Annotated in this window: 13 protein-coding genes and 1 pseudogene; 9 read left to right on the top strand and 5 right to left on the bottom strand. The window is 63.0% G+C overall.

All coding sequences use genetic code 11. The annotated features are described in order from the left end of the window. The 3 genes from NKI24_RS02165 to NKI24_RS02175 form a co-directional block, all read right to left on the bottom strand. A partial coding sequence (locus NKI24_RS02165; RefSeq protein ID WP_352743095.1) for an NAD(P)-dependent oxidoreductase occupies positions 1 to 321 on the bottom strand: 321 nt, incomplete at its 3' end. 186 nt (positions 322 to 507) lie between these two features. Continuing rightward, positions 508 to 1,098: an NADPH-dependent FMN reductase gene (locus tag NKI24_RS02170; protein ID WP_352449121.1), complete on the bottom strand. Its 591-nt coding sequence runs from the start codon at positions 1,096 to 1,098 to the stop codon at positions 508 to 510. A gap of 14 nt (positions 1,099 to 1,112) precedes the next feature. Then, complete coding sequence (locus tag NKI24_RS02175) at positions 1,113 to 1,481, bottom strand: aldo/keto reductase (protein WP_352743477.1); 369 nt, start codon at positions 1,479 to 1,481, stop codon at positions 1,113 to 1,115. On the opposite strand from NKI24_RS02175, the pseudogene NKI24_RS02180 reads away from it, so the two are divergent. After that, positions 1,421 to 2,059 (top strand): annotated as a pseudogene (locus NKI24_RS02180) (SDR family NAD(P)-dependent oxidoreductase); the annotation flags it as partial. The gene NKI24_RS02175 and the pseudogene NKI24_RS02180 sit on opposite strands and share 61 nt — an antisense overlap. Positions 2,060 to 2,234: 175 nt before the next feature. Here NKI24_RS02180 and NKI24_RS02185 read toward each other — a convergent pair. Continuing rightward, positions 2,235 to 3,035 (bottom strand): IclR family transcriptional regulator, encoded by an 801-nt coding sequence (locus NKI24_RS02185; protein WP_352449120.1) that lies wholly within the window; start codon positions 3,033 to 3,035, stop codon positions 2,235 to 2,237. A 239-nt stretch (positions 3,036 to 3,274) separates the two neighbouring features. Here NKI24_RS02185 and NKI24_RS02190 point away from each other — a divergent pair, with 239 nt between their 5' ends. From NKI24_RS02190 to NKI24_RS02205, 4 genes are read left to right on the top strand one after another with little or no spacing between them, the layout of a single operon-like run. Further along, positions 3,275 to 4,327, top strand: a complete 1,053-nt coding sequence (locus NKI24_RS02190) for an ABC transporter substrate-binding protein (RefSeq protein ID WP_352743098.1) — start codon at positions 3,275 to 3,277, stop codon at positions 4,325 to 4,327. 18 nt (positions 4,328 to 4,345) lie between these two features. Beyond that, the gene (locus tag NKI24_RS02195; RefSeq protein WP_352743100.1) at positions 4,346 to 5,854 is read left to right on the top strand and encodes a sugar ABC transporter ATP-binding protein; all 1,509 of its coding nucleotides are present in this window, start codon (positions 4,346 to 4,348) and stop codon (positions 5,852 to 5,854) included. Continuing rightward, entirely contained in the window at positions 5,851 to 6,816 is a 966-nt protein-coding gene (locus NKI24_RS02200) for an ABC transporter permease (protein WP_352743102.1), read from the top strand. Before NKI24_RS02195 ends, NKI24_RS02200 begins: the two co-directional genes overlap by 4 nt. Continuing rightward, the gene (locus tag NKI24_RS02205) at positions 6,813 to 7,772 is read left to right on the top strand and encodes an ABC transporter permease (protein ID WP_352743104.1); all 960 of its coding nucleotides are present in this window, start codon (positions 6,813 to 6,815) and stop codon (positions 7,770 to 7,772) included. The genes NKI24_RS02200 and NKI24_RS02205 overlap by 4 nt, the downstream gene beginning before the upstream one ends. Here NKI24_RS02205 and NKI24_RS02210 read toward each other — a convergent pair. Then, a complete protein-coding gene (locus NKI24_RS02210) occupies positions 7,746 to 8,687 on the bottom strand; it encodes an amidohydrolase family protein (RefSeq protein ID WP_352743106.1) in 942 nt (313 codons plus the stop codon). The genes NKI24_RS02205 and NKI24_RS02210 overlap by 27 nt on opposite strands. Positions 8,688 to 8,764: 77 nt before the next feature. Between NKI24_RS02210 and NKI24_RS02215 the strand changes: the two genes are divergently transcribed. The 4 genes from NKI24_RS02215 to NKI24_RS02230 are packed head-to-tail and all read left to right on the top strand — an operon-like array spanning position 8,765 to position 12,729. Next, positions 8,765 to 10,084, top strand: coding sequence for an alanine racemase (locus NKI24_RS02215; RefSeq protein ID WP_352743108.1), 1,320 nt, complete (start codon positions 8,765 to 8,767; stop codon positions 10,082 to 10,084). 49 nt (positions 10,085 to 10,133) lie between these two features. Then, positions 10,134 to 10,478: a RidA family protein gene (locus NKI24_RS02220; protein WP_352449113.1), complete on the top strand. Its 345-nt coding sequence runs from the start codon at positions 10,134 to 10,136 to the stop codon at positions 10,476 to 10,478. Between the two features lie 9 nt (positions 10,479 to 10,487). Beyond that, positions 10,488 to 11,495, top strand: coding sequence for a succinylglutamate desuccinylase/aspartoacylase family protein (locus NKI24_RS02225; RefSeq protein ID WP_352576835.1), 1,008 nt, complete (start codon positions 10,488 to 10,490; stop codon positions 11,493 to 11,495). Between the two features lie 55 nt (positions 11,496 to 11,550). Continuing rightward, complete coding sequence (locus NKI24_RS02230) at positions 11,551 to 12,729, top strand: hypothetical protein (RefSeq protein WP_352743110.1); 1,179 nt, start codon at positions 11,551 to 11,553, stop codon at positions 12,727 to 12,729. Positions 12,730 to 13,123: the final 394 nt, after the last annotated feature.

Consider the following 13,123-nt stretch of genomic DNA (forward strand, 5'->3'; position numbering starts at 1 on the left):
ATGATCGGCCGCCATGCGCTCCGACAGAGCGACACTGATCGTGCTGAAGGAGATGTGTGTCGCTCCTGTGCGAAGGGTCGCGAGCAAGCCGCCATCGCCATAGACCACGCTTTCGACCGCGTGATCGTCTGCCAGCATAGTGACGACTGCCTCGCCGCGGCAGGCTTCTGAAAGTTTGGCCGCCGATCGCGCACCCTTGCGGACGAGGACATCCTCCTTGCCCGGCGTTCGGTTGTAGACGGTCATGGCATGTCCTGCCTCGAGAATGTTCGTGGCCATTCCGGCCCCCATGTGCCCCAGTCCGATGAAGCCGACATCCATGATGTTCTCCTTTCCATGCGGGTCGCGAAACGCGCGTTTCTCACTCGTGCCGATCCGCCCGATCCAGACGCTCGGGTTGGCTGGATCTTCTGGGCTTGAGGTCTTGCGGTATACGGTTCCCGTTGGAACGTGCTCCATCACCGTGCGGTTGCCAACATGCAGTGCACTTTCGGAAATTATCTCGACTCAGCTCAACGACGGTTGCGCATACTCGGCCTGATGACCAGCTGGGCAAAGGGCGATCAGGCGATCGATCGCCGATAAGGCGAAGCGCAGGCTGGGCTCGTCGGTCAATCGTCCATCCCTGATCTTGTCGGCAACGTTGCCGATGACGACCTGCGGACCGAGAACGGGACGTGACTGGATGGCGAGCAGCGTCTCGTTGGCCTGTGCCTGAGCACGACCGCCGCTGGTAAAGGCCGGCGACACGGAGATGACGAGCACCGCTTTGCCGGTCAACGCCGACCGACCGAGTGGCCTCGACGCCCAGTCAAGCGCGTTCTTGAGGACGCCTGGGATGCCGTGATTGTACTCCGGCGTCGCGATTACGATCCCGTCGCTTTCCGCAACGGCTTGCCTGAACGCCTGCACCGTCTGCGGTGTCGACGGTCCGTCTTCGTCCTGTTCGTAAAGAGGTAGCCGCAGATCGCCGATTTGGAGATCAACCGCCGAACTGAGCGCCGGCTGCAGGCCTCGCAGGACAGCAAGGGAGTAAGAGCCTCGGCGCAGGCTCCCCGGCAAGCCGAGGAGCCGCGCCTGACTACGTGCTGCTATCATCGTCACCGGTACAATTACTTTTCGGACTGCAACGGGCCCGAGCCGGCGCCGGTCGCTTCAATGGCGGCAGCGATCTCGGCCAAATCCCGCCCGGTCAATTCCAGGCTTGCCGCGTCGAGCCAGCCATCCACCTGAGCCGGGCTGCGCGCGCCGACGATCGCACCCGTCACCCCCGGCCAGGCCAGCGTCCAGGCGATCGCAACCGCGGCAACGCTCGTGCTGTGACGCTCGGCGATCGGTATTAAGGCACCGGCGAACGCCAGGTTGCGGGTAAGCTTTTCGCCGGAAAGGCGCTTGAAGGTGACGCTCGCTTTTCCCGTGCGATCTGTCGGAGGAACGTCAAGTAGAGGACCTGATCGGCCTAATCGGCCAATGGGGGCGATTGAGTGTCGTCGTCAACAATGCAGGCGCCGGTTCGCGCCGAAGCGGAATTGAACTAGGCGATCGTCCCGGCGCGAGATGGGACAAGGTGCGCGGCGCCAACCTGGACTCCACCTATTTTGTATCATCCTACGCCTTGCCGCTGCTGCGGGATTCAGGCGGAGGTGCGATTGTCAACATATCGTCCACGGCCACATTGCACGGCAATTGGGGCCTGTACTGCGTCGCCAAGGCGGCCGTCGAAGCGCTCACGCGATCGCTGGCCATCGAGGGTGCTCCGCACGGGATCAGAGCAAACTGCGTCAGCCCCGGTTGGATTGCCACCGAAACCGACCTAACGACGCCCGCGTCGGGCAGCGCCGGCGATTGGACGGTGGCGCCAAGCGTATTGGGCCGAATGGGAACGCCGGCCGAAATCGCTGCGGCGGTGGCGTTCCTGGCGAGTGATGAAGCTTCGTTCGTCACGGGCCAAACCCTGATCGCCGACGGAGGGCTCTCGATACTGGACTTCACTTCGCTTTCTCTTCTCGATCAGCGCGGTTCGGTGCTGTTCTCAGGCATGGTCGGCGACACTCCGTAGGCAGGTCTGAACCAGGCCGAAGCCGACTGCCGATCTTTCCGATCGAATATCCGATGATCTGATAGCAGGAGCGCGCTGCCGCCTTTGCCATACTCACCGGAGTACCAGTTTCGGGCTTCGCTGCTGCGGCTGAACGAACGGAACCTACCCCGGACCTTCGCGCGCCGATTTTTTACTAGCTTCCCGCGAGCGACAACCCACTGGCGCGCTCGCATAGCAGGGCGAGCAATTCGCTGCGCCGCGCTTCCGGCGTATCGACGGGCAACACGAAACAAAGCGTCTTGTTGATGGCCCCGTTGCCATCGCGGATGGGCGCGGCCATGCACCAGGTGAAACGGTCTGCCAGTGCAGCGGTCTCGCTGAAACCTTGCTGGCGCGCCAGAGCGACATCGCCGAAGAACTCGGCTGGCGCAATGACGCGGCCGTCGGGAAGCGTGTAGTCGCCAGGCGGAATGAAGTCCCGTATTTCGTGCTCGCTCATATGGCCGAGCAGCAGCCTTCCGGACGCCGTCCACGGTATCGGCACCTCGACTCCGACATCGCTTGAAATCCGGAACGGGCCAGGCGAGTCCCGGCAATCAAGGACGACATATTTGGTCCCGCGCAAGCCGCACAGTTGGACGGTCTCGCCCGTCTCCGCGCCTAGTCTGTCCAGGGTTTCGATGATGCGCCGGTAATGGGCATTATGATGTGAGTAGGCCCAGCCGAACAGATGCATCGCCTTTCCGAAATAGACATAGCCTTCCGTTCCGACATTTTCGAGCATTTCGGCTTCAAGCAGACTGTTGACGATTTCATAAGTGGTTGAACGCGGCGCGCCGATCATCTTGGCCATGTCGCCGACGCGCATCGGCGCGCGGTGCCGCAGAAGGGCCTCGAGTAGCATGATGACGCGGTCGATCCCGCGACGCCGTTCGCCATTGCGCGGCTCGGCGCCGGCTTCCGTTTCAATTAGACCAGTGACGCTATCGCTCATGTAGGCCGCACCCGCGCAAAAATCATTCGGCCCTCGTCTCAAGACGCTTGAAAGATGTCAAGGCTCAGTCTAGCATCCCATTTGTCCGATATACAGGCCTGTTGTCTGAAATATCGGACAATAACGAGCCAGGCGCAGTAAGTCCTGACGAGAAAAACGGGCGGTTTCCGATGCGGCAACCGGCGGGTTTTCTCGTCCCGATCCCGCACGTCCAGGCATAACTTCAGAAGGGAACAATCATGACGAAATCATCGTTTTTCGCATCCGCCAGTGCCCTTTGCCTCGGCCTTCTCCTCAGCCTCGGCGCCGGGTCGCAGGCCAACGCCGCCGCTAAATGCATCAAGGGCGATCGCAAAGCGCCATATACGATCGGCTGGGCCAATATCTATTCAGTGCCGACCTGGATGAAGCAGACACAGGGCACGATCGAAGCCGAAGTCGAGACTTTGAAGAAGCAAGGCTTGGTCGACAAACTCGTCGTGACCGATGCCCAGGGCGACGCCAACGTCCAGATTCAGCAGATCCAGTCGATGATCGATTCCGATGTCGATGCCATCATCTTGATCGCTGGTTCGTCGACCGCGCCGGCGCGCGTGCTGGCGGACGCCTGCGCCAAGGGCATCGCCATCATCAACTTCGACAGCCTCGTCGATACCGACCAGGTGACCGCCAAGGTCAACACCGATTCCTCACAGTGGGGCGATCAGGCGGCCAAGTTCCTGATCGACGCCATCGGCGGCAAGGGCAAGATCCTCATCCTCAATGGCCCAGCCGGCGTTTCGGTCAGCAACGACCGGCGCAAAGGCGCCGATGCCGAACTTAAGGCCCATCCCGATGTGAAGGTGCTTGCCGAGACGAACACGGCCTACAATGTCGCGCCCGCCCAGGAGGCCGTGACCAGCCTGCTTTTCGCCAACCCCGAAATCGACGGCATCCTGTCGCTGGGCGGCGCGTTGTCGGCGGGCGCCGTGCTCGCGCTCGACAAGCAGGGCCGCGACCAGGTGCCGATCACCGGCGAGAATGCGCGCCAGTTTCTCGAACTGTGGAAGGAAAAGGGCCTGAAGAGCTGGGCGACGATGCAGCCGAACTGGCTCGGCGCCTTCGCCACCTACACCGCCGTCCAGGCACTGGAGGGCGAGGAAGTGCCGGCTTTCGTCAAGATCCCGTTGCCGGTGATCGACAATTCCAACATCGACGAATACCTCGCCCGGGCGAAGGATTTCCCGGCTGACGGTTACATCTATTCGCCGTACGATGAGGATCTATTCAAGAAGCTGCTGGCCCAGAAATAAGCCTGAAGGGTTGTAGCATTGACAACCACGGCTCCGCTTCTCGCCGCGCTGGGGGTGTCGAAGTCCTTTTTCGGCAACCCCGTTCTGCGCAACGTTTCAATCGCTCTCCAGCCGGGCCGCGTGCATGCGCTGCTGGGCGAGAACGGCGCAGGTAAGTCGACACTGATCAACCTTTTGTCCGGCGCCTTGCGCCCGGACGGCGGGGCGATCGAGGTCGATGGGCGCCCGGTCTCGCGCATGACCCCCGCTCATGCGCGACAGGCCGGGATCGCCGTTGTCCAGCAGGAACTCAGCCTGACGGCCAGCTTGTCCATTGCCGAAAACATCGGGCTCGGTGCCTATCCCAAGCGGTTCGGCTTGATCGACTACAACGAGCTTGCCGTCCGGGCCAGGGCCGCATGCGATCTTGTCGGGCTTTACGAACCGCTGTCTACGCCGGTGGGGCACCTGTCCCTCGGCCGCCGGCAGATGGTGGAGATCGCCAAGGCGCTTTACCGCCGGCCGCGCGTGCTCATTCTCGACGAACCCACCTCATCGCTATCGGCAACTGAGACAAAAATCCTCACTGACCTGCTGGAGAGGCTTCGGGGCGAGGGCATCGCTATTCTCTACATCTCACACCGACTGAACGAGGTGATGACGCTGTGCGAGCATGTCACCGTGCTCAAGGATGGGACCTGCACGGCGGACTGCTCGCTGGAAGGAACCGATGCCGCCGGACTGGTACGGCTGATGGTCGGCCGCGACCCCGGCGATCTCTTTCCACGATGGCGGCCTTCGCCATCGCCGGCCGACGCCATCTCGGTTCGTAAATTTTCGGCCGGCCTGATGCGCGACGTCGATCTCGACATCAGGACGGGCGAGGTGCTTGGCATTGGCGGCCTGGTCGGGCAGGGGCAGGAAGATCTGCTGCTTGGCCTCTACGGCGCGATCCCCGCCAGGACGGTATCCGCGACGGTTAACGGTGTTTCGGGTTTGCCCCGTAGCGTGCCGAACGCCAATGCGCTCGGCCTCGCTTATGTCCCGGCTGACCGCAAGCGCGAAGGCCTGCACCTGATCCATCCCATCATCACCAATATGATGCTGCCCGCCTTCGCAAGGCTGCCGGCGCTGAAGCTGCGCAGCCGGCGTGCCGAGCGCGATATGGCAAGGGGTCTCGCCGCCCAGCTTGCCATCAAAGGCGACCTCGACCGCCCGGCGCAGGCACTCTCAGGTGGCAACCAGCAGAAGGTCGCGCTGGCGAAATGGATGCCACACGAGCCGCTTGTGCTTCTCCTTAATGACCCGACGCGCGGCGTCGATGTCGAGACCAAGCGTGAGATCTACATGATGCTTCGCAAACTCGCCGCCGCCGGCAAGGCGATCGTGCTGCTCAGTTCCGACACACCCGAACTGGTGCACCTTTGCGACCGCGTCGGCGTGGTCCGCGAAGGCCGCATCGTGGCCATGCTCAAGCGCGAGGCACTGAGCGAGGAAGCCATCGTTTCCGCCGCAATGGACGCCGAACAGCAGAAAGTTGCGGCATGAGCACGGTAGCATCCTCAAGCCAAGCCGGCGCGCTCTACTGGCCGGTTCAGCTGCGCCGCAATGTCGGCGTGCGCAGCCTGTTCGCTGTGGTCCTGGCGTTCGTCATTGCCTACGGTTCCCTGTTTCCCGGCCTCTTGACAGCGTCCGGTTTCGCCAAATTCACCCAGAGCTGGTTTCCGCTGGCGCTGGTCGCCATGGCCCAGGCGATCCTCATGCTCACCGGCGGCATAAGCCTGGCCATCGGCGCCATGGTCAGCCTGGGCGCGGTGATCGCTGCGACGACGATGACTGGGCCGCTGGGCGTAGCCGGCGGTGCCGCTGCGGTGGCGCTGACCGGTCTCGGCATCGGTGCCGCGATCGGGTTCATCGTCGTGAAACTTCGGTTGCCGGCGATCGTGGTGACGCTCGCTGGCTCCTTCATTATCGGCGGCGCTGCGCTGCTCATCCTGCCGAGGCCGGGCGGCGCCATACCCGAGTGGCTGTCGGACCTGCTTGCCGGCAACACGCCGGCGGCATTCGTGCTGCTGGTACTCATCGTGCTTTTGTGGAAACTCTATCTCGCCACGCCGCTTGGTTTGAGCATCTATGCTGCAGGCGAAAATCCCGTCGGCGCCTACCGCTCCAGCGTGCCGATCGACGGTGCCCGGATCGCCGCCTACGCGATTAGCGGCCTGCTTTGCACAGGCGCCGGCCTGTTCATCGCCGCGCAAACGGGTTCGGGCGATCCAGTCATCGGCACGGCGTTCACGCTGAATTCCATTGCCGCCGCAGTGCTCGGCGGCATCGGTTTCCTCGGCGGCCAGGGTACCATGCGCGGCGCTCTTGCGGGCAGCCTGCTGCTCAGCCTGATGATCAGTGTCATGTTCTTCCTCGGCTTCACGCCGGTCGCCCAATATGTCGCCCAGGGCCTCATCATCATCGGGGCGGTAGCCATCCCGCAATTCCGCAAGGTGCAGCAATGACAGCACGGAGCGGCAGGCGCGCCGTGACGATTCTGCGCAGCCGGCCCTTCCTTACGATCGCTATAGTTGCGGCGGTATGGATCGCGGCGAGCTTCGCTTCACCTGGCTTCGGCGCTTATGGGCATTTGCGCTATTTGGTTGAATTGGGCGCGGTGATCGGCCTGGTCGCGGCGGGCCAAACTTTCGTGGTGATTGCCGGCGGCATCGACCTTTCCGTCGCGGCGATCGTCACGGTTAGCGCTGTCAGCCTGCCGCTGCTTTCGTGGCAGGCGGATCCGACAGGGCTCACCGCCGTTCTTGCAGTTCTCACGTTGACGAGCGCAATCGGTCTGGTGAACGGGCTGGGCGTGGCGCTGTTGCGCGTTCATCCAATGATCATGACACTGGCGATGGCGACATTCCTGCAAGGTCTGCTGATCATCATCGCCGGCGGCAGTGCCGTGACCGCCGAGAACCCGCTGGTCCGCTGGCTCGGCAATGCGCGGCCGGTCGGTATTCCGGCAGGCGTGCTTTTGTGGGTGGTCATTTCAGTGATCGTTCTGACCACGATGCATGCGACATCCCTTGGCGCCCGGATATTCGCGATGGGCGCCAATCCGCTCGCCGCGGCGCTGTCCGGGGTTCCGGTCGCCTCGACCACGCTGGCGGTCTACGGCATCAGCGGCTTCTGTGCGGGACTTGCCGGTGTGTTGGTCCTCGGCATGAACGGACAAGGCTATGTCGGTATCGGCGATCCTTATCTGCTCGCCTCGATTGCCGCCGTGGTGCTTGGCGGCACCTCGATCCTCGGCGGGCTCGGCACCTATGCCGGCACCATCCCCGGCGCCATCCTGCTGGTTACGATCACGGCGCTGATCACCGTGGTCAACGCATCGCCCGGCTGGCGCAGTATCCTGTTCGGGTCGCTGATCCTGGGGCTGCTGCTTCTCTCAGGCAGAGAGCAGGCCCGCCGATGACATATCGTCCAGCCGACAAATGCGCCGTGCATTGCCATAGAATAGTGCCGTCTGCTCGTCCGCGGAAAGCTCTCCTGCAATGGCCTTGAAGCTGTCATACACCGCATTGAACGATGCATGCAGGCCGGCGACCGGAAAGTCGCTGCCGAACATCGCGCGCCGCGTACCGAAACAGTCGATGCAATGCATGACAACCGACCTTAGGCTGTCGAGCGTCCAATCATGATCGTAGGCGACCAGATCCGATATCTTGATGGCGACGTTCTCGCGCTCCGACAAAAGCCGCAGCCCTTCGCGCCACACCCGCATCCCGTCCGCATCGCGATCGATCGGGCTGCCGCAATGGTTGAGAACAAAGAGCTGGTCCGGAAAGGCCGCTGCAAGGCGCGCCGCGCCGGTGAGCTGGCGCGGAAATACCATCAGGTCGAAAACCAGCCGGCGACGCCCAAGCAGGGACAGGCCGGCACGCCAGGCCGGATCGTCCATGATGCCGTCACTGGCGGCAAAACGACGGGCGGGATCCGGATCCCAGCTCAGTATGTCGCGTACGCCGACGACACGGTCGAATGCCGCCTGCGCCTGGACCAGCGCCGGCGCTTGGCGGTTCGCCAGAGGTACGTGAACGACATAACGGGCGGCCACGCCGCGCGACTTGTCGAGGGTTTCAAGCCACCGCGTTTCACCGACGCAGTCATCCCCAGCCCAACCGGCTTCAACATGGACGGTGGCGACGACACTGTGCTGGCCGGCGTCGCGCAAATAATCTTCAGGAAGGTAGTTTCGCCGCAAGGGGCCAAGCTCGCCCAGACCGCCGCGTTCGCCAGCCGTGGGCGTGAGCCAGGGATGGCGGCCGAGGCCGAGATCCCAAAGGTGATGGTGGGCATCGATGATCGGTCCGCAGTAACGCTTTGGCACGCATCTCTCTCATGGTGTGGCCGGCATCGGAAATCGATCCGGACTTCATCCTGCGAAAGCGAAAGGACTAGCATCGGATGACCGAAAACTCACCCGTACTGTCGCTCGCGACCCGTGAAAATTTCCTGCTCGACGATCGTATCCGCGGCGTGCCGCCTGGCACCCTCGGGCTGGACAGCAGCTTTGTCGCATCTGAGCGCTGGCATCCAGCGCATGGACGTATGTCGTTGCCGGTGTTGACCCTCGACGAGGAGGCCTTCATCGCCAATCGTGACCTGTTCCTGGGGTATGCGCGAGAACAGGGCGCCGTGATCGCCCCGCATGCCAAGACCCCGATGGCGCCTGACCTTGCCCGGTCGCTGATCGAGGCCGGAGCATGGGGCACGACCGTCGCCGACATAAGGCAGGCCACAGTGATGCTCAGAGCCGGGCTCTCTCGGCTGATCATCGCCAATGAGGTCGGCGGACCAGGTGGTGCGAACCGACTTGCTGTCCTTGTCGGCGCCTGGCCAAGCGCCGAGTTCTACGTTTTTGCCGACTCTTTCGACGCCGTGAATGCGCTTGCTGAAGCTTGGCGCGCCAATGCGACGCTGCCGCCATTGCGCGTGCTCGTCGAACTTGGTGCGGGGAGGGCAGGCGCCCGGACCACCGGCGAAGCCGAGGCGATCGCCGACGCGGTTGTAGCAGCCGGAGGGCGGCTGCTGATCGCCGGGGTCGCAACCTACGAAGGTGCCGCGGCGCAAGCCGATCCTGGCCGCACCGATGAGGCGATATCCGCCCTGTTGGCAATGACAGCCGATATGTTCCTGCGGCTCCGCGCCCGCGTCGGCGGCGACACCCCGCTGATCGTCACCGCCGGCGGCTCGGTGTACTTCGACAAGGTGGTCGCAGCGCTTTCGCCCCTCGTCTCCAGGGACGGCAATGCCACGTTGGTGCTGCGCAGCGGCGCCATCTTCTTTCACGACCATGGCGTCTACGACAGGTCGCTTGGCGCACTCGATGCCCGCGACGGTTTTGCGATCGGCGGCGTCAGTGCTTCCGCACGAAATTCCTTCCATCCGGCCTTGCGCCTGTGGGCCGAGGTACTGTCGCGGCCGGAGCCCGGCCTTGCTATCTGCGGTATGGGCATGCGCGACGTGTCGTTCGACCAGGGCTTTCCGAAGGTCGTGACCATCTTTCGTGCCGGCAAGCAGCTGCCGAAAGCGCGTGCCGAGGTCTTCAAGCTCAACGACCAGCACGCCTTCCTGACAATTGCGTCGGGCGACGATATTGCCGTTGGTGACGTCGTTGAATTCGGCATCTCGCACCCCTGCACCTGCCTCGATCGCTATCGCGTGATCTTCGGCGCCGACGCGGCCGGGTATGTCCGCCACGCCTTTCCTACCTATTTCGGCTGAGCAGATATCGCGGCCACTTCCAAAAAAGAGAACCTCGAAAGGATCTGATATGATCAAGTACTTCCAGTCCGGCTCCCGCATGTCTCAGGCGGTCGTCTATGGCGGCCTTGTGCACATCGCAGGCCAGGTGGCAGACGACCGCAAGGCCGGCATCGAGGGTCAGACGAACGACGTGCTCTCCAAGGTCGAGGCGCTCCTTGTTGAGGCCGGCAGCAGCAAGTCGAGGCTAGTGGCGATCAATATCTTCCTGCCGCAGATCGCCGACTTCGATGCCATGAACAGCATCTACGATGCCTGGGTGGATCCTGCGCGCCTGCCGGCGCGCGCCTGTGTCGAGGCGCGTCTCGCCGATCCCGACCTCCGCATAGAGGTCACTGCGATCGCAGCTGTCTGAGCCGCCGCCATGCACACTGGCCTCAGCCATACGCTCGACTTCGACCGGGACGGCAAGACACTCGGCCATCTCAGCATTCCGTTTTCGATCGACCGTTCGCCCTATTTCCAGGTCAAGGTCCCGATCTGCCTTGTCCGCAACGGCGAAGGCCCGTCGGTCCTTCTGATGGCCGGCAATCACGGCGACGAATATGAAGGCGAGCTGTCGCTGGCAAAGCTGGTGCGCCGGCTCGATCCCAAGCGGATCAAGGGTCGCGTCACAATCCTGCCGATGGCGAACGTGCCGGCGGTGATCGCCGCAAAGCGCTGCTCGCCACTCGACGGCGGCAATCTCAACCGCGCCTTTCCGGGCGACCCGTCAGGCACGCCAACAAGCCGGCTTGCCAATTTCCTGGAGATGGAACTGTTTCCCCGCCACGACGTCATCTTCGACATTCATTCTGGCGGCACCTCGATGGAGCATCTGCCGACCGCGCTTGTCGAGCACAATACCGATCCCGACCGGCACCGGCGCGGTGTGGAGCTGATGCGGACGCTCAGCATGCCCTATGGGTTCGTGGCCGACAACGGCCAGGCCTCACCGACATCCATGGGTGCGGCGCGCCGGGCCGGCGCCATCGGCGTCAGCGGAGAGTTCGGCGGCGGTGGCACTGTCACGGTCGATACGATGGAGATTACCGCCCGCGCACTCGACGCCCTGATGGCCGCCTTGGGAGTGGTTGAGGCGCCGGTTCTTGCACCGGCAACCGGGCCTTCGGCGCCGACGCGGCTTCTTTCGTTGTCTCGGCACAGTCAGGGTCTTTATGCCACAAGCCGTGGTTGGTTCGAGCCGGCAGTCAGGCTGGGCGACAGCGTGACTTCAGGCCAACTGGCGGGCTGGTACCACGACCTCGAACGGCTCGACCTCGCCGAGCAAGCCCTGCACTTCGTCGAAAGCGGCATTGTGCTTTCGCGCCGGCTGCACACGATGTGCGAGGCGGGAGACTGCCTCATGCAGGTCGCCGAGCCGGTCGACTGATAAGAAGCCCTCCCGACCATACGCCCATGTCGGGATCAAGACTGAGGATAACGGGATGCAACTGTCCATGTGGACCTATCCTTGGGATGTCCAGGATCTGGGCTTGGAGACGGTCGAGCGCGATCTTGTCGAGCGTGCCGGGCTCAACATGATCAGTCTGGCGACTTCGTATCACGCTGGCCGGTTCCTGCAGCCGCGCAGCCCGCGCCGGAAAGCCTATTTTCCGGAAGACGGAACCATCTATTTCAAGCCAGATGCGGCACACTGGGCCGACCTTGCCATCCAGCCCAAGGTGGCGGACGTGATCATGGAAGGCGGCGATGTGCTTGGCGACCTTGTTCGCCGGCGCGAGGTGGGCGGGCTCGGCGTTTCGTGCTGGACGGTCTGCTTGCACAACACCCGGCTCGGCATGCTTCATCCGCAGGCCGTAACCCGCAACGCCTTCGGCGATGCCAACTACTACAATCTCTGCCCATCACATCCAGAAGCGCGCGCTTATGTCCGCGCGCTGATCGCCGATATCTCGCACAGCTACAGGCCGGACCGGATCGAGCTTGAAAGCCCGTCCTTCATGGGCTTCGCCCACGAATACCATCATGAGAAAGATGGTGTCGGGCTGACGCCGGAAGACGATTTTCTGTTGTCGATATGTTTCTGTCCGTCCTGCCTTGCGCGCGCGGCCGGGGCCGGCGTCGACGGCGAAGTAGCGCGCAAGCTCGTCGGGCAATGGATCGTCGAGACCTGCGAGCGCGCCGTGCCCGAACGGCGCTTTCCAGACTTTCCGGGGAGCGGCCTCGACACTTTTTTGCCATGGCCGGAACTCCATGGCTACCTGCTGTGGCGGTTCGAACCGGTGACCAGCCTGGTCGCCGAACTGCGCGAGGTGGCCAATCCGGCGACCCGCGTTGTCATCATCGATTTGAAAGACGGTTGGCTTGGCGGCTGCGATCTCGCGGCGCTCGGCAAGGTCTGTGACGGGGCAATCCTGTGTGCCTACGACATGCAGCCCGGCGATGTCGCCAGCCTGATGGCGGCCGGACGCGCAGCCCTTGGCATGGAAAAGTTCCTCGGCGCCGGCTACCGGCTATTCTATCCGGAAATGGCAGGCCCCGACATCCTCACCGCCAAGGTGAAACCTGCGATGGCGCCGGATGTCGACGGCATCAATTTTTACAATTACGGCCTTGTCCCTGCCGCACGACTCGATTGGCTGAGTGCCGCACGATCCGTTTGAAAAACCGATCCGTTGCCTCAGTCTGCTAGGACTGACCTCGCTTTGCCTTGGAGCTTTATGAGCGTGCCGACTATTCGCTTCGGTCACATTGGCCGGCGGCGGCCGGACAAGCTGAAAGCATGGCTGTGAAGGTCCATGGGGATCTAAGATTATACGCTCTAGCGTATTTTAGTCTTTATACGCTTCCGAGTATACGTAGCGGCGGTGCCGCCTTCGTCAGGCCGGACGGCTTTGTCGCGTGGCGGTCAACGCACGGTGTGCTTGATCCTGTACAGGTGCTGATCGAAACACTTGATGGGTTCGGTTTCCGCACGGAGGCGCACGAACACTATCGGTGAACGGCGGCGAGTGCGGATGCCTCCCGCCTTCGGGCATGACTTCCTTGCCGATGCCA

The sequence above is a fragment of the Mesorhizobium sp. M0701 genome (genome assembly GCF_040320365.1).
In the GTDB taxonomy this organism is placed as follows: Bacteria; Pseudomonadota; Alphaproteobacteria; order Rhizobiales; family Rhizobiaceae; genus Mesorhizobium.

Bases quoted from the DNA above. Each gene is read 5' to 3' on its own strand.
- NKI24_RS02205 (WP_352743104.1), top strand. From the start codon at position 6,813: ATGACAGCACGGAGCGGCAGGCGCGCCGTGACGATTCTGCGCAGCCGG.
- NKI24_RS02190 (WP_352743098.1), top strand. From the start codon at position 3,275: ATGACGAAATCATCGTTTTTCGCATCCGCCAGTGCCCTTTGCCTCGGC.
- NKI24_RS02215 (WP_352743108.1), top strand. From the start codon at position 8,765: ATGACCGAAAACTCACCCGTACTGTCGCTCGCGACCCGTGAAAATTTC.
- NKI24_RS02225 (WP_352576835.1), top strand. From the start codon at position 10,488: ATGCACACTGGCCTCAGCCATACGCTCGACTTCGACCGGGACGGCAAG.
- NKI24_RS02170 (WP_352449121.1), bottom strand. From the start codon at position 1,098: ATGATAGCAGCACGTAGTCAGGCGCGGCTCCTCGGCTTGCCGGGGAGC.
- NKI24_RS02185 (WP_352449120.1), bottom strand. From the start codon at position 3,035: ATGAGCGATAGCGTCACTGGTCTAATTGAAACGGAAGCCGGCGCCGAG.
- NKI24_RS02200 (WP_352743102.1), top strand. From the start codon at position 5,851: ATGAGCACGGTAGCATCCTCAAGCCAAGCCGGCGCGCTCTACTGGCCG.
- NKI24_RS02230 (WP_352743110.1), top strand. From the start codon at position 11,551: ATGCAACTGTCCATGTGGACCTATCCTTGGGATGTCCAGGATCTGGGC.
- NKI24_RS02220 (WP_352449113.1), top strand. From the start codon at position 10,134: ATGATCAAGTACTTCCAGTCCGGCTCCCGCATGTCTCAGGCGGTCGTC.